Source organism: Methanosphaerula subterraneus (genome assembly GCF_052055875.1).
GTDB lineage: Archaea > Halobacteriota > Methanomicrobia > Methanomicrobiales > Methanospirillaceae > Methanosphaerula > Methanosphaerula subterraneus.
Genome location: NZ_CP170508.1, coordinates 2,199,925 through 2,215,007, shown reverse-complemented (window position 1 = coordinate 2,215,007; position 15,083 = coordinate 2,199,925). Strand labels below are relative to the sequence as shown.

Sequence of the window (15,083 nt, the reverse complement as noted above, 5' to 3'; positions counted from 1 at the left end):
CGCTTGCGATCAGGGATTACTGTCATTATTACTCACACACAACGCATATTATTCAGGCAATAATGTATATCATTACCCATTTGACGATTTTAACGTCATTAAAAAAAATAACACCATTATAATCCCCGGCATCAGTATGCTGGAGGAACATTCAGTACAGGCTCCCTGATTCCAGGTCGGAACGACTGTTCTGGATGAAAATTACAGAGGTATTTTCATAGAAAAAACGAATACGTCTGTTACAATCAGGTGAGAAATAAAATGAGCGATCTCTTAAGTGTCATCTCTGCCTCTGAGAAGAGGCGCAATCTCCTGATTCTCCTGAGCAGCGGGCCGAAGGAATGGGATGAGATTAAACATACCCTGGGCGTCACCTCGACCGGAATGCTCCCCCAGGTAAAAATACTCGAAGAAGAACGCCTGATTGCGAGAGACGGAAAGAATTTCTCTCTCACACCGATGGGAAGAGTGCTGACAGCACAGATGATCCCCCTGATAAAAACAATGGATGTCTTTGACAGAGAGAAGAAGTACTGGCACGAACACTCCCTCGATGCACTTCCACATGAACTGCTTCTCGATATCAGCGACCTCGGAAATTACCGGATCATTGAAAACTCTGATGAAGAGATCTTCGATATCACCACCTTTCTGAACAATATCGCCGGGTCGAAGACATTGAAAGGCATATCCCATGCAGTACACCCCCGGTACCCGGAATTCTTCTTAAACCTCGCAAAAACCGGGGTGGAAGCCTCGTTGATCCTGACGCCGGGCGTGTTCAAGATCATGAAAGACAAGTACTACGATGCCTTTGAAGAGGGGTTAAAATTCCAGTCTTCGAGCGTGTACGTATCGAAGGAGGATATAAAATTCTCGTACACGGTCACGGACTCGTACTTTTCGATCTCATTGTTCTACAATAACGGCGTCTTTGACTCCAAAAACGATCTGGTCAGCCTCGAACCGTCGGCACGTGCGTGGGGGGAGCGGATCTTCTCGTACTACAGGGACCGATCAGAAAAAATTGAGTCTCTGGATTAACCCACAACACACGCCCTGATGGCCAGTCCGATGACCGCCTCCCAGCTGATCACAAACTCCCTCAACTTTCTGTAGATGAGTGCGGGTTTGTCTTCAAAGGACGAGGAGTAGACCATCAGAAACAGGATGGTGATCACCAGGCTGAAGAGCAGGATGATCCATTCGCTCCGGATTATCTGGAGATTGAGCGCATAGATCATAACACCGTACAGCCCCAGCAGGATCAGGATCAACACTTTTCTGGTTAAATTCTCACCGAGACAGGCCGGCAGTGTCCGGATACCTGCAGCCATGTCCCCCCTGACATCCTTGAAATCGTTCACGCACGAATTGACGAATACTCTCGATCCATAGAAGAGGAAGATGATGGCGACCGTCACGATGCTGCTGGTCCACTGGCCAACAATCAGGGCGATCGTTCCACCCCACGTGATGCCGACGATGACGTTCTTGACACCGACACTTCCCTTGAGTTTGATGGTATGGGACCCGATCCGGATCCCGCGGGTGTAGAAGTAACCCACGATGAAGGGGAAGAAAGGGGCGAGGTATATTCCGTCCATGCCGAGGATCGATGCACCCAGAAGAAATGTCACGACACTGGCGATGATGCCGGTGTTCCGATCTGCACCGCACAGTTCACTCTTATTGATCGCGTCCTCTTTACAGTCGAGGGCACGGTCGAGGGTGTAGGTGGAATAGATGATCAGTATACAGGCACAGTATACCGGAATTTTCGTGGCGATACCTGCGAGGAGGAAGGCGATATGCAGCCGAAGTCCTCCTGATAGTGCGACAACGGTTGAAGAATTCAGCAGTCGCATGGTTGGTGTGGCGAATAGAGTCACACCTTAAAAAAATTTCTTTTGATCTATTATTATAACCGCATTGAAAAAAATCGTCTGGTTGTAATCTGCCGACGGTACCTTACGCCGTATCACCAATCGGTCTGCTGCATCGCCGGGCCAGATGAACAGGGATCGACCGGCGGAAAAACCGGAAGACCTCTCCGGGTTCCTCGGGAATACGACTATTTATACAGGATGACCTCTCTTTCGTGAACCGGAGGGTGGGAAGTGTCTATGATTACGCAGGACATTGTCAGGAAACTCTGGGATGAGGCCGGGGTCGGGAACATCGCGATATGGAAGGACGAGACGATGACCGTGGTGCCGGCCGATTATCCGGGTGAGACCGCCGGGGAACGGCCGATGGTCATCCTCAAACCGATCGCCCTGGTGAACCAGTACGAACTGCTGGACTTCGCCCTGAACGATGAAGCGTTACTTGAAGAGATTGAGAGGGCGGTCAGGGCAGCCGGCGGGGCGATCACCCGGGAACAGAGAGAGTAAATTTTCTGGCAGGGGGTGATCCCCGCTCTCCCGGAACCCCTGGACGGCCTAGGCCTTCCGGGGAGACCGGACCAGGAGAAAGAGGAGGGCTGCGATGAGGAGGAGGACCGGAAAGAGGGTCAGGGTCGCGGTGAGGCCGAGATGGTCGGCGATCGCTCCGGAGACCGATACCCCCAGTCCGCCGGCACCCATCGCGATCCCCATGAAGAGACCCGATATCATGCCGATCTGCGAGGGGATCATCTCATGAGCCATGGCGATGGTGACCGAGAACGACGACCAGAGCAGAAACCCGAAGGTCATGAGAGCAGCGATCTGCCAGGCCCCGTGCGTGAGCAGGATCAGAGCGAAGGCTGGAATGGCGGCAATTGTGGTGACGACGACGATCGGCTTTCTACCCAGACGGTCAGAGAGCACCCCGCCTGCAATCTGCCCGGCAACCCCGGCAAGGAGCATGACGCTGACGAGCATCGTGGCCGTCAGGATCGGATACCCGTTCAGGACAAGATACGTGGGGAGGAAGGTCATCGCCCCGAACGTCACCCAGGCCCGCAGGGTACTCCCGCCGAAGAGGAGGAGCACCGGCCTCCAGTTCTCATGGTCGTCGGCCGTGGCAGCCTTCCGGACGACCGGGCAGGTTTCAGGGGTCGGGCTGACGAAGAGGATCAGGGCACCGACGACGGCCGGGATGATCAGCCAGGTGACCGCAGGGATCCCACCAAAGGTCAGGACCAGTCCCCCGAGGATCGGACCGAGGGCCTGTCCGAGGTTGCCGCCGACGACAAAGAACGAGGTGATCCGACCCCGGTTCCCCCTGGTCGCAATGGCGTCGACCCTGCAGAGTGCACCGGGATGGAAGGTGGCATGGCCGATACCGGAGATCGCCACGCAGACGAGCAGGATCAGGTAATGGTCGGTGAGCTGACCGATGAGGGCAACGCCGAGACCGGAGAGGAGGATCGAGAGGCTGACACTGACCCGGAACCCACGGCTGTCGGCCAGTCGCCCGAAGACCGGCTGGAGGAGCGACGAGATGAGGCTGTGCATCACCGGGAGGAGGGCGGCCTGGAGGTAACTGTAGCCCATCGTCGTGATCAGCATCGGCTGCAGGGCCATCAGCACCGGTGCGTAGATATCATTGATCAGGTGGGCCAGGGCCAGTTCAGAGATCTCCCGAAGCCCGGAGGCCGTGCCGGCCGGCGGGGTCTGCGCCGTTTCGACTCCTTCCCCCATTCACCTCACCTCTGACTGCTGCCGCCCGGTACGGAGCTCCTCGATCCGCTCGTCATAGACCGATTCAAATGCATGGAAGACGCGGCCGACCAGGGCCAGTTCCTCGTCCGAAAGGGTGCCGATCCGTTCGGTGATCCTGGCGTAGATCTGTCCATGGGATCGTTCATGATGCTCGTAGGCGATCCTTCCCGGATCGGTCAGTTCGAGCGAGACCTCGCGCTCGTTCTTCCGGCCCCGGATCTTTCGCACCAGTCCGCGGCCGGCCAGTTTCGTGACGGCCTGCGAGGTGGCAGAAGGGGTCACGCCGAGCAGGCCGGCGATGACCCGGAGATTGTTCTCCGGCGTATCGCCGATCGCCTGAAGGATGTGGATCTCGGAGAGGTAGAGGGGGTCTTCTACCCCGTAATCGCGAGGGATGCTCTCCATCTCATTGACTTTGTTCCGGAGACGCATCCAGACCCCGTACAGGTCTTGCATTGTGATGGCATGAGCGGTCATGGCGATCAATCGATTAGTTACTTAATTGTTAAGTAAGTGAATCATTTAACCGTTCTGATCCCTCCAGGCAAAACCAAAAAGTGAGACGGGGAATTCTAAAAACGACCTGTTCGCGCAGCATACTCAGACGGGTTTCCCTTCACCGGGTTCCTGCCGGGTGGAGGAGGTGAAGAGATCGAGGCGCCTGTTCGCTTCATCAAGCGACTGTGAGAGGTGCGCGATCCTCTCCTCACTCTCTTTGAGAGCCCTCTCCATGCGCCTGTGCTCGGTGATATCTAGGATGATGGAGAAGAACAGCGGGATTATTCCGGTCCTCGCGATCTGGAGATGTACCTCAACAGGATACAGGGACGCGTCCTTTCTTCGATGAACGGTGAAGAAGACCTGCTGGTCCTTCTCGCCACTGCGCAGGGGAGCAAGCAGCGCATCGAAGGACTCCCAGGTGAACTCGGGCTTGAGGTCGAGCGGCGTCATGGTACGGAGTTCATCCATCGAGTACCCGAGATTTTCGCGAGCCCCCCGGTTCATGTCGAGGAACAGGAGCGTGTGGAGGTCGAAGAGGTAGATCTCATTCTGAGAAGACTCGAAGATACGCCCGTAATGGGTCCTCATCTCCTCAGCCTGTTTAATCCCGGTGATATCGAGGTGCGTACCCGCCGCACGGAGTGCCCGCCCCCGATCGTCCCGCTCAATCACCTTGCCCTTGTCAAGAACAGAGATCCACCCTCCGGACCTGGTCCGTACCCGGTATTCAGCCTCGAACCGGGGGATCTCCCCCTCAATATGGCGTTGGAACTCCTCCTTCGCCCCGGGCAGGTCCTCGGGATGGACAAGGTTCTCCCATGACAGGAGAGAGAACGAACTCTCCTCCGGGGAGTACTCAAGCATCCTCGCCCACCGTTCATTGCAGACGGTCTCCCCTGTTTCAATGGTATAATCCCAGGTACCCAGTTCGGCCCCTTCAAGGGCAAGGGTCAACCGTTCTTCACTCTCCCGGAGCGCCTGCTCGGCCCGCTTGCGCGAGATCGCGTACCTGATCTTGTTGGAGAGTTCGGCGAACTGCGATCTGGGATCCCCACCTTTCTGAATGTAAAAATCGGCACCATTCTCGAAGGCTTCGATGACCACCTCCTCGCGTCCTTTGCCGGTGAAGAGGATGAACGGGATATTCCTGAACCGGGAACGGACCAGTTTTAACAGGGTGATCCCGTCCATCTCTGGCATCTGGTAATCTGAGATGATCAGATCAAAACCGGCCTCCTCCAGGAGGGCCAGTGCTTCACGTCCCCCAGCACACGTCGTGACGGTGAACTCCCCGGATCGTTCAAGATAGAGCCGGGTGATCTCAAGGAGAGCAGGTTCATCATCGATGGAGAGTATGCGATACATGGGGTTCCTTCAATTGTGGTTCAATTTTTGTCAGTCGCAGATTATATGTTGATTGCTATGATAGTCTCACGGCCGGCCCCGGGAGATGATACTATTAAATATCCGACCGGCATTGTCCCCGCTATGACAGAAGAAAGCCGGCTACCATTGCCGCCGTTCTCATTTGAGACCGCGGTGGAGAAAGTAAGAATGGCAGAGGATGGATGGAACTCGAGGAACCCCGAAAAGGTTTCGCTGGCCTACAGTATCGACAGCAGGTGGCGCAACCGGACCGAGTTCGTCAATGGTCGCGAGGAGATCGTCGAGTTTCTCAAGCGGAAGTGGGCAAAGGAACTCGAATATCGCCTGATCAAGGAGGTCTGGGCCTTCCATGAGAACAGGATCGCCGTACGATTCGCCTATGAATGGCATGATGACGCAGGGAACTGGTTCCGTTCGTACGGCAACGAGAACTGGGAGTTCGATCAGACCGGCCGGATGAGTGTGCGCCATGCCAGCATCAACGACCTGCCGATCACCGAGGGGGAACGGAAGTTCCACTGGCCGCTCGGTCGACGCCCTGACGATTACCCGGGTCTGTCTTCCTTTGGCCTCTGAACCCATGAGAGGAGAGAACAGAACACTTTTTTTACGACATCAGAGGAACCATTGAGAGAATATGAATACTCCCGGAACCGAATCGCCCTGGCCAGGCGAGGATGAATTCTCTCAAAGGCCGAACAGAAACAGGCGGACCCCTGACCAAAACCCACTCCCCGCCACCGGGCGCCGGGTCAGGGATCACCTGGCCATGCTCTGCACAGAAATCGGAGAGCGGCCGACCGGTTCGGCCGGCGGCCGCCGGGCGGAGGAGTATATCGGAGGGGAACTTGAAGCCCTCGGGTATGCTGTCGAACGGCAGGAGTTCGAGACCAGGAACTGGACGGTGGAGGAGACGATATGCCGGTCCGGCGAAGAGAGAGTTCCGGTGGTGGCAAATCCCTACAGTCCCGGATGCAGCGTCACGGCACCGGCAGTCTGGGTCGGGTCGATGAACGACCTGAGGCAGGCGGACCTCGCCGGGAAGATCGTCATCGCCCACGGGGACCTGACGGCCGAGCCGCTGATGCCGAGGAATTTCCGGTTCTACCAGCATGAACCGCACCAGGAGATCGCCAGGGTCCTCGAGGAGAAGGCGCCGGCCGCCCTGATCACGATCTCTCCCCGGTCGGATTATCCGGTACCGGTGATCATCGACGGGGACTTCCCGCTCCCCTCCTGCACGGTCACCTCACCGGCAGGGGACCGCCTCCGCTCGCACCCGGACGACCCGGTCACCCTCGTCATCAAAACCAGGACCGATCGGACAGAAGCCGCCAACGTGATCGGCCGGAGGGGGACCGGGAAGAGGGTCGTCCTCTCTGCTCACCTGGACACCAAACATTATACTCCCGGCGCACTCGACAACGCCTCAGGGGTGGCGGCCCTGCTCCTCCTCGCCCGGCGGTTCGCTGAGCGGCCGCCGGCGATCGGGTTTGAGTTCGTCTTCTTCAATGGTGAGGAGTGTTACGCTGTCCCGGGCGAGGGGACGTACCTGGATGCCGGTTACGCCGACCCAGCGAAGGTCGCCCTTGCGATCAATATCGACGGGATCGGCCTTCTGGACCACAGGTCAGGCATTTCGTACTATGCATGTCCTGACACCATGATCGCCAGAGCGGAACTGGCACGAGAGCCGTACGCAGACCTGGAGCGGGCCGAGCCCTGGCCCCAGGGGGACCATATGATCTTCCTGATGCAGGGGATACCTTCGATGGCCATCTCAGCCCATGCAGAGATGAGCGTGATCGAACGGGTGATCCACACCCCCGCCGACACACTGGCCGGGCTGGACGAAGCCCTGATCGAGCGGACGGTCGACGCCGTCGAAGCGATCGTCAGGGCCCTGGACCTGGAGGGACCGGCCCGGTAGCGGACCGGGAGCACCCGGAACCTCCCCTACCGCGAACTCTATGTGGTCTCCGGGAGAATGATCAGCATCAGTCTTACAACCAGTTTCACTGCCCGTTACACTGCCATCCCCCTGGAGAGACCATGACACCACCCGAGGATCTGTTAAAAAAATACTGGGGCTTCTCCTCCTTCCTCCCGCACCAGAAGGAGATCATCGCGTCGGTGCTGAAAGGGCAGGACACGCTCGCGATCATGGCCACCGGGGGTGGAAAGTCGCTCTGTTACCAGCTGCCGGCTCTCTACCTCGGCGGCCTGACTGTGGTCGTCTCCCCGCTCATCTCCCTGATGAAGGACCAGGTCGACGACCTGAACGCCCGGGGGATCCCTGCGGTCGCCTTCAACAGTTCGATGGAGTACCGTGTCCGGACGAAGATCGAGGCCGATCTGAAGGACGGAAAGGTCCGGCTCCTCTTCGTCTCCCCGGAACGGTGCATGCAGGCCGGCTTCCTCGACCTGATCAGAGCCGCCCCGGTCCGGCTGATCGCCGTCGACGAAGCGCACTGCATCTCCGAGTGGGGGCATAACTTCCGGCCCGAGTACAGGCAGCTGGCCCAGCTGAAGAAGTACTTCCCGGCCGTCCCCCTCGTCGCCCTGACTGCGACGGCCATCCCCGAGGTGCGGCGGGACATCTGCCAGCAGCTGGGGATCCTGAACGCCCACGAGTATGTCGGCAGTTTCAACCGGAAGAACCTGATGTACCGGGTGGTCGAGAAGAAGAACCCGATGGTCCTCCTCCTCACCTCCTTAAGCCGGCACAGGAACGAGACCGGGATCGTCTACTGTATGAGCAAGAAGGAGACCGAGGAGGTCGCCCGGGATCTCCGGCGACGGGGGTACAATGCGCACGCCTACCACGCCGGCCTCTCGAAACAGGTCAGGACGAAGGTCCAGGATGGGTTCATCAAGAACACTATTCGGATCGTCTGTGCCACCGTCGCGTTCGGGATGGGGATCGACAAGCCGGATGTCAGGTTTGTGATCCATTACGACATCCCGAAGACGGTGGAGTCCTACTACCAGGAGACCGGCCGGGCAGGGCGGGACGGCCGGGCGAGCGAGTGCGTCCTCTTCTACAGCCGGGGGGACACGGCACGGGTCCGTTCGATGCTCGAGCACGACCACATGACAGATCGGAACCTCCGGGCCTCGCTTAAGAAACTGCAGGAGATGACCGAGTACTGCGAGGCGATCACCTGCCGGCGCAGGTTCCTCCTCTCCTACTTCGGGGAGGATTACCCGGACGAGCAGTGCGGCCTGTGCGACAACTGCGACCAGCCGGCTGCAAGGACCGACGGCACCGAACCGGCCCGCCTGATCGTTGGATGTGTGAAGCAGCTCCCCTCGAACTTCGGCATCGACCTGATCGCCGACCTGTTGCGCGGGTCGAAGAGCGCCAGGGTCAGGGACTGTCACCTGGACACCCTCCCTGCGTACGGAACCGGGAAAGGGCACAGCAAGGCCCAGTACCGGACCTGGATCAACGAGCTGGTCAGGCAGGGGTACCTGGCGCGGATCGGCGACCGGTACCTGGTGATCGGCCTGACCAGAAAGAGCGATGACCTGCTCAGGGGCACGGTCCGGGTGATGCTGCCGGCGCCGGAGAAGAAGAAAGCGAGGGTGGCGAAGCCCAGACCTACCGTTGAGCCTGAAGTCCCCGCTGCCGGGGATGACGACCTCTTCATCCGGCTCAGAGCTCTGCGCCGCACGATCGCAGACCAGGGGGGGGTACCGCCGTTCATGATCTTCCCCGACAGAACGCTGCGGGAGATGGCCCGGGTCCGACCGTGTGACCGGGAGAGTCTTCTCGCGATCTCCGGCGTCGGCGAGGTGAAGGTGAAGCGGTACGGCCCGGCCTTCATCGAGGTGATCCGGGAGAGTGCCGGGGAATCCGGTCACCAGGCGTGCTGATCGGGCGGGGCCGGCCATTTTTTCCAGGCGAGCAGAAGATTTTAATAATCATGGGACGACAGGAGCCCTGTCATGCCCCATCCGGGCCTATCAACCTTGCAGGTACGAGGGCCATGATGGCAGTATCAAAATTGGATATCGACAGGGTAAGATTATGGCAACGACTTTTGAGATCAGAACGAGCGGAACGGAGACCGTAGAACCGTGGATGAACCCCCGGACGGGGTGCTGCATCGGAGGGACCGGATGATCCAGCTCACCCTCACCGACACTGATGCATCGACACTGATCGACATACTCACCAGTTATCTCTCTGACCTGCGGATGGAGATCGCTGACACCGAGCAGATCGATTTTCGGCAGCGGCTCAAAGAGGAGGAGATCATCATCAAGAAGATCATGGTGATGCTCACCGAGCTCCAGGACTGAGATCTCCACCGGGAACAGAGGACGACAGGGATAGCATCACCGGGCTTTAAGGGGTATGCGAGCAAAACCCGGGTACCGAGTGTGATCATCTGTCGTTCGAATGTCACCAGTGCGGGGAATGCTGCAGCCATCTGGGCCTGGTCCATATCATTGAAGAGGACCGCGGAATGTACCGGTTTCTGGTCAGAAACCAGTACACCGGGGAGCGGACACCGGTCGTCGTCGACCCCGACAAGGTCGAACTCTTCCAGGACAAAAGTATCTTCACCGAACGCCCCGAGGCCTGTCCGTTCTTCAGGTTCGACCGGCCGTCTGCGAAAGGCTACTGCACCGTCCACCTGACCCGCCCTGAGATCTGCAGGGACTATGGCTGCTGGCGGCTGCTGATCCTCGACGCCGGGGGGAAGAGGGCCGGGCGGATCATGGGCCAGCGTCATCTGGACTCCAGAGACCCCGGGCTGATCCGGCTCTTTAGAGACCAGATCGATCGCCTGGTGGAGCCCGACGATCGGGTCTGGGACGAGACCGTGATCCAGATGCTGAACGGGGCCGGGTATACCGTCCGGATATGACCCGGGGTTCCATCCGGACCCGGACAGGGCCGGCAGGTGCTGCCGGTCCATGGTCTTTATCATCCGCAGTGTACATCTGTGATAGGTGAAGAGCATGCGAAGTCAGAAGATGTCACACTATTCAGTGATCGCCCGGATGAAGGTCCGGCCCGACATGGTCGGGAAGGTGCAGCAGGAGATGGAGAGACTCATCGAATCGACGCGACGTCTGGACGAGGGGTGCATCGCCTACGACCTGTTCCTGGACAGTGAGGATCCCAGCCTCTTCTGGTTCGTCGAGACCTGGGAGAACGAGGAACTGTTGAAGAGACACCTGGGTTCCGGGCATATGAATGCCTTTCAGCAGGCGACCGAAGACCTGCTCGAAGAGACCCGGATCCACCGTCTCAAAAAGATTGCGTGAAGGGACGATCCTCCGGGTATGGGCCCCGGCCCTCTTTTTTTGTCTGAAACCTTCCGGGATCAGAGGTTGATATGGATCACCGTCGCCGGCGGGAAGCCGTTGAAGTAGGTGGACGAGGCGATCGAGTAGGCACCGATATTCTCTGAATAGACCAGGTCGTTGATCTCGAGGTCAGGCAGCTCGGCGCTGAGCGTGATCGTGTCGAACGCATCGCAGGTCGGTCCGAAGACCGCTGAGATCTGGGTGTCTCCTTCCTGAAAGGCCAGCACCGGGTAGGTGTTATGGTCGAAGACCTGCCCGGAGTAGGTGTGGTAGACCCCGTCATTGATGTAATAACTGGGCTTTCCGTCGCGGAATGCCTTCCCGATCACCTTGGAGACGAGCGTGCAGGCATTGGCCACCAGGAACCTGCCCGGCTCTGCCAGGATCTGTATGTCCGAAGGGAAGAGCCGCTCGATCTCGGTGTTCAGCCTCCTGGCGAGGACGTTGAAGGATTTTACCTCAGGATGGTACCGCACCGGAAAACCACCGCCGATGTCGAGGATCCGAATCTTCTGGCCGGTCCTGGTCTCGACCTCCTCGATGATATTGGCCGAGAGTTCCAGGGCCTGGACATAGTTATCGAAGTTGGTGCACTGGCTGCCGACATGGAAGCTGAGCCCCTCGGTGACCAGGCCCATCTCAAACCCCTCGGCGATCAGGTCGACGGCCTCGCCCGGTTCAGCCCCGAACTTGGAGGAGAGCTCGACCATCGACCCGGTATTGGGGACCCGGATCCGGAGTACCAGCCCTGCATGAGGGGCATAGGTCCGGATCTTCTTCAGTTCTTCCTGGTTATCGAACGTGACGAGCGGCTTGTACTGATTGAGGGCCTGGATGGTCTCGATCGGCTTGATGGTATTGGCATAGATGATCTTGTCCCAGATCCATTCCTGCCGTTCTTTCTCTGGAAAGTCCTTAATGTTCTCGTAGACGACCATGAACTCCGGCATGGATGCGACATCAAAACTGCACCCCATGTCAAAGAGCGTCTTCACGATCTCGGGGTTCGAGTTGGCCTTGACCGCGTAGTACACCTGGACATCGGGCAGGTGCTCCTTGAACTCCCGGTAGTTCTGCCGGATCTTCTCATGATCGATGACAAAGATCGGGGTCCCATGCTCCCCTGCCAGGCTCTGCAACAGGTCCTTCCTCTCCTGGTCGATATGGAGGAGACTATCGTCACACCCTTCTGAATTATCGATCTTATCCCCGGACTCCGGCACCTTTGTCATTACAAAATTACTTCATTGCACGAATAAGAAGTTTTTGACTGTTCAATCACAATCCGGCCCATGAGTACCCCGGATTCTTCCTGGCGTGAACCGATGATCTCGTCTCCATACCCCCTTATAGCCCCACCTCTGTCTCCCGGGGCTGAAGAGGTAGAAAGGGAGGGCGGCGGCAGCACGCACACCATCAAATTTTGAACTCCTCCATGGACAGGTGTCCATCCGTGATCAGCGAAGATGAAGGGGTGCGCTACTGTTCCCCGGTGAACCGGTATGCCCCTTGTGGCACCCTGATCTCAAACCGTGCACCGGAGCCGGGGGTCCCGGTCTCGGTGATGGTGATCCCTGTGATCGAGAGGATCTCGCGGGAGAGGAAGAGACCAAGGCCGGTGTTCTGCCCATACCCCTTGGTGAAGAGATGCTCCTTCCCTGCCTCCGGGATCCCTTCCCCGTCATCCTCGAAGACGATCAGAAGACCATTCCCGGTCTCCTCACAGGAGACCCTGATCGTCTTCATCCGGTCCCCGCCATACCGGAGGGCGTTGTCGATCAGGTTGTAGAAGACCTTCTCAAAGAGCGGGTCGGCGAAGACTTCCCCATCATCGCGGTCGATCCCGACACTGACGTTCCGCATCGGGAGAGAGGTCACCGCGTCGTGTATGATACCACTGAGGTTCTGCCATGATGGAGAACTCACACCCAGGTCGTCATAGTCACGGGTGAACCGGATCTGCCGCTCGATCGTATCGGCGATCCGTATCTCCCTGACCAGGTAGTCCTCCAGCTGCGCCGGCTCATCGAGAGACTCCTGGCTCAGTTCGAGGTAGCCCTTGAGGGCCATCAGCTGGTTGGTGATGTCGTGCCGGGTGATGCTCGAGAGGAGGTTCAACTTGGTATTCACAACCAGGAGGGCCTCCTCCGCCCTCTTTCGATCAGAGATGTCGGTGACAACGACCAAGAAGGCCGGCTCCCCCATGAACGAGATGATCGTGGCGTTGATGATCACCGTCTTCTTTTCACCCGTCCCGGTCAGGAGCACCGCCTCGTAAGTCGGTATGATCTCCCGTAGCACCCGCCTATGAATATTATCCAGTACCAGGTCCCTGCTCTCGGGGGCGACGAAGTCGGTAAGGTGCCGGCCGACAAGGCTCTGCGGGGCAACCCCGGTCATCTCGACGGTCGTCCTGTTCGCATACAGGATGATCCCGTCGCGGTGGACGAGTACATAATCGGGAAGGCTGTCGGCGAGGTTCCGATAACGCTCTTCACTCCCGCGGAGGGCTTCTTCTGCCCGCTTCCGTTCGGTGACCTCCTGCAGGAGCACCAGGGTGCCGAGGGGGGTGCCGGGTTCGGAGAGGAAGTGCTCGACGGTGACGTCGAAGACCTGGGGACCAGCCGGCCCTTCGACCTCGACCTCCCGGACTTCTTCCCGTGCCGGATCCCCGGAGATGGCGAGGAGGGAGGGATACCGGGCGAGCAGAACGGCCAGGGGCTTGCCGACAGCCTGATCCGGCCGGACACCAAGGAGATGCACCGCCGCCCGGTTCATATCAACCAGAACACCCTGCGGATCGATGACCAGCATCGGCGACCGCATCTCCTCGATGACCATGCTGCGTGCGACCGGGGCGATCTCCAGGAGCCCGTACCGGAAGAGGGCATAGGAGAGGATCAGCCCCGACCCCACCATCGCAAGCGATGCCATGGCGAGACCCCTGATCGGGGAGAGACCCAGATTGAAGAGGAGATCGAAGATGGTGGGGAAGAGGAGACCGACGAGGAGGAGGAGACGCTGCCGCCGGTAGAAGGTATGGGTCTCGGGCCGGACGACGAGCAGCAGTGTCAGCGAGATGAGCACCAGAGCATAACAGAAGGCCAGATAGACCTGGAAGCCGATGCCGTTCGAAAAGAACAGGATCGGTAACGGCCCTGTCTGGTCAAGATAAAAATCTGACCGGAAGAGGGTGTGGTACTGGGTGGTCAGGGCCAGGGCCACGGTGAGACTGGGGACGATCAACAGCAGACCCCGCCGCCATCCTGCGATCAGATCCGCTCTCTTCAGATAGTGGAGCACGAACGAGAGTTCGAAGTAGGTGAGGAACGGGACGAAGAGGAAGCGGACCTGCATCAGCACAATCTTGAGGAAGAGTGTCTCGGTCGAGAGTTCGAGCGCGTAATCGATCCCCCAGCAGGCACTGATCCACATCATCATCTCCAGGGGTCGCGCTGCCGGGACCTCACGGTGGTTGTGGCAGTATATGGCGATCATGATGTTGATCGAGGCCGCAATGAGGATCGGCCAGATGAGAGGGGTGTAGATCATGATGGTGAGGGTCAGTTCTTCTTGAACATGAGGGGGTGGTTGATATAATGACAGATGCTGATTCCGGCCGGCGGTTCACCACCCGATCGATACGACAGGCGGGCGGGACGATGATCAGACATACCTCAGATCAGATCTCCTTCTGCATCCAGACAGTATCAAAGAACCTGCCCTTCTTTCTGCCGGTATTTTTGAACCGTCCGCACTCGGTGAACCCGGATCGGGTATGGAACCTGATACTCCCCTCATTCCTTGAGGAGATGCAGGCAAGGATGTTCCGGATTCCGGCTCCCTTCCCCTGCTCCTCCAGGTGCTGCAGCATGCTGGTACCGATCCCCTGGCCGGTCAGGTCGGGCCTGATAAAGTAGGTGATCTCGGCAGTGTGCCGAAACGCCGGCATCTGATTGTGCGGCCGGAGCATCCCGAACCCGACCAGGGCGTCCTGACCGTCCCTGACGGCAACCGACGGGTATATCTTCAGATAGGGGAGTAATTTTTCGAAGAATACCGGGGAGACGGGGTCTTCCAGGAAGGCCGCTTCGCTCTCCTCGATATAATGGTTGAAGATCTCGATCAGCGCTTCCCCGTCCGATACGGTGATCGGGGTAAACTGGTATGGGTGCTCTGTCATGCTGTCCGTTCCTGATGGGTACTGATTGAACCCTGACC

At 58.5% G+C, this 15,083-nt stretch carries 15 protein-coding genes; 8 read left to right on the top strand and 7 right to left on the bottom strand.

All coding sequences use genetic code 11. The features are described 5' to 3' along the window. Window positions 1-261 precede the first annotated feature (261 nt). Window positions 262-1,044, top strand: a complete 783-nt coding sequence (locus tag ACFKSJ_RS10825) for a helix-turn-helix transcriptional regulator (protein WP_440949811.1) — start codon at window positions 262-264, stop codon at window positions 1,042-1,044. On the opposite strand, the gene ACFKSJ_RS10820 is transcribed toward ACFKSJ_RS10825, so the two are convergent. Further along, window positions 1,041-1,892: a UbiA family prenyltransferase gene (locus ACFKSJ_RS10820; RefSeq protein ID WP_440949810.1), complete on the bottom strand. Its 852-nt coding sequence runs from the start codon at window positions 1,890-1,892 to the stop codon at window positions 1,041-1,043. The genes ACFKSJ_RS10825 and ACFKSJ_RS10820 overlap by 4 nt on opposite strands. A gap of 228 nt (window positions 1,893-2,120) precedes the next feature. On the opposite strand from ACFKSJ_RS10820, the gene ACFKSJ_RS10815 reads away from it, so the two are divergent. Continuing rightward, window positions 2,121-2,396, top strand: coding sequence for a hypothetical protein (locus ACFKSJ_RS10815; protein ID WP_440949809.1), 276 nt, complete (start codon window positions 2,121-2,123; stop codon window positions 2,394-2,396). 48 nt (window positions 2,397-2,444) lie between these two features. Here the strand turns inward: ACFKSJ_RS10815 and ACFKSJ_RS10810 are convergent, their stop codons facing one another. The 3 genes from ACFKSJ_RS10810 to ACFKSJ_RS10800 all read right to left on the bottom strand — a co-directional run bounded on the left by ACFKSJ_RS10810 (window position 2,445) and on the right by ACFKSJ_RS10800 (window position 5,516). Then, window positions 2,445-3,629 carry an MFS transporter gene (locus tag ACFKSJ_RS10810; protein WP_440949808.1) on the bottom strand — a complete coding sequence of 395 codons (1,185 nt, stop codon included), beginning with the start codon at window positions 3,627-3,629 and terminating at the stop codon, window positions 2,445-2,447. Beyond that, window positions 3,630-4,106, bottom strand: a complete 477-nt coding sequence (locus ACFKSJ_RS10805; RefSeq protein ID WP_440949807.1) for a MarR family winged helix-turn-helix transcriptional regulator — start codon at window positions 4,104-4,106, stop codon at window positions 3,630-3,632. 144 nt (window positions 4,107-4,250) lie between these two features. Beyond that, entirely contained in the window at window positions 4,251-5,516 is a 1,266-nt protein-coding gene (locus tag ACFKSJ_RS10800; RefSeq protein WP_440949806.1) for a response regulator, read from the bottom strand. A gap of 123 nt (window positions 5,517-5,639) precedes the next feature. Here ACFKSJ_RS10800 and ACFKSJ_RS10795 point away from each other — a divergent pair, with 123 nt between their 5' ends. From ACFKSJ_RS10795 to ACFKSJ_RS10770, 6 genes are all read left to right on the top strand, one after another. Continuing rightward, window positions 5,640-6,113, top strand: a complete 474-nt coding sequence (locus ACFKSJ_RS10795) for a nuclear transport factor 2 family protein (protein ID WP_440949805.1) — start codon at window positions 5,640-5,642, stop codon at window positions 6,111-6,113. A gap of 193 nt (window positions 6,114-6,306) precedes the next feature. Next, complete coding sequence (locus ACFKSJ_RS10790) at window positions 6,307-7,467, top strand: M28 family peptidase (protein ID WP_440949804.1); 1,161 nt, start codon at window positions 6,307-6,309, stop codon at window positions 7,465-7,467. A 122-nt stretch (window positions 7,468-7,589) separates the two neighbouring features. Further along, window positions 7,590-9,416 (top strand): DNA helicase RecQ, encoded by a 1,827-nt coding sequence (recQ, locus tag ACFKSJ_RS10785; protein WP_440949803.1) that lies wholly within the window; start codon window positions 7,590-7,592, stop codon window positions 9,414-9,416. Window positions 9,417-9,620: 204 nt separating this feature from the next. Then, the gene (locus ACFKSJ_RS10780; protein WP_440949802.1) at window positions 9,621-9,845 is read left to right on the top strand and encodes a hypothetical protein; all 225 of its coding nucleotides are present in this window, start codon (window positions 9,621-9,623) and stop codon (window positions 9,843-9,845) included. 89 nt (window positions 9,846-9,934) lie between these two features. Further along, on the top strand, window positions 9,935-10,417 hold the full coding sequence (locus ACFKSJ_RS10775) for a YkgJ family cysteine cluster protein (protein WP_440951426.1): 483 nt from the start codon (window positions 9,935-9,937) through the stop codon (window positions 10,415-10,417). Between the two features lie 109 nt (window positions 10,418-10,526). Further along, window positions 10,527-10,820, top strand: coding sequence for a putative quinol monooxygenase (locus ACFKSJ_RS10770; RefSeq protein ID WP_440949801.1), 294 nt, complete (start codon window positions 10,527-10,529; stop codon window positions 10,818-10,820). Between the two features lie 59 nt (window positions 10,821-10,879). Here the strand turns inward: ACFKSJ_RS10770 and ACFKSJ_RS10765 are convergent, their stop codons facing one another. The 3 genes from ACFKSJ_RS10765 to ACFKSJ_RS10755 all read right to left on the bottom strand — a co-directional run bounded on the left by ACFKSJ_RS10765 (window position 10,880) and on the right by ACFKSJ_RS10755 (window position 15,045). Beyond that, entirely contained in the window at window positions 10,880-12,094 is a 1,215-nt protein-coding gene (locus ACFKSJ_RS10765) for a type III PLP-dependent enzyme (protein WP_440949800.1), read from the bottom strand. 247 nt (window positions 12,095-12,341) lie between these two features. Beyond that, window positions 12,342-14,414, bottom strand: coding sequence for a histidine kinase N-terminal 7TM domain-containing protein (locus ACFKSJ_RS10760; RefSeq protein ID WP_440949799.1), 2,073 nt, complete (start codon window positions 14,412-14,414; stop codon window positions 12,342-12,344). Window positions 14,415-14,544: 130 nt separating this feature from the next. Further along, window positions 14,545-15,045: an N-acetyltransferase family protein gene (locus ACFKSJ_RS10755; protein WP_440949798.1), complete on the bottom strand. Its 501-nt coding sequence runs from the start codon at window positions 15,043-15,045 to the stop codon at window positions 14,545-14,547. Window positions 15,046-15,083 lie beyond the last annotated feature (38 nt).

Coding starts and splice junctions, on each gene's coding strand:
- ACFKSJ_RS10825 (WP_440949811.1), top strand. CDS start 262: ATGAGCGATCTCTTAAGTGTCATCTCTGCCTCTGAGAAGAGGCGCAAT.
- ACFKSJ_RS10810 (WP_440949808.1), bottom strand. CDS start 3,629: ATGGGGGAAGGAGTCGAAACGGCGCAGACCCCGCCGGCCGGCACGGCC.
- ACFKSJ_RS10805 (WP_440949807.1), bottom strand. CDS start 4,106: ATGCAAGACCTGTACGGGGTCTGGATGCGTCTCCGGAACAAAGTCAAT.
- ACFKSJ_RS10800 (WP_440949806.1), bottom strand. CDS start 5,516: ATGTATCGCATACTCTCCATCGATGATGAACCTGCTCTCCTTGAGATC.
- ACFKSJ_RS10795 (WP_440949805.1), top strand. CDS start 5,640: ATGACAGAAGAAAGCCGGCTACCATTGCCGCCGTTCTCATTTGAGACC.
- ACFKSJ_RS10790 (WP_440949804.1), top strand. CDS start 6,307: ATGCTCTGCACAGAAATCGGAGAGCGGCCGACCGGTTCGGCCGGCGGC.
- recQ (WP_440949803.1), top strand. CDS start 7,590: ATGACACCACCCGAGGATCTGTTAAAAAAATACTGGGGCTTCTCCTCC.
- ACFKSJ_RS10770 (WP_440949801.1), top strand. CDS start 10,527: ATGTCACACTATTCAGTGATCGCCCGGATGAAGGTCCGGCCCGACATG.
- ACFKSJ_RS10765 (WP_440949800.1), bottom strand. CDS start 12,094: ATGACAAAGGTGCCGGAGTCCGGGGATAAGATCGATAATTCAGAAGGG.
- ACFKSJ_RS10760 (WP_440949799.1), bottom strand. CDS start 14,414: ATGATCTACACCCCTCTCATCTGGCCGATCCTCATTGCGGCCTCGATC.
- ACFKSJ_RS10755 (WP_440949798.1), bottom strand. CDS start 15,045: ATGACAGAGCACCCATACCAGTTTACCCCGATCACCGTATCGGACGGG.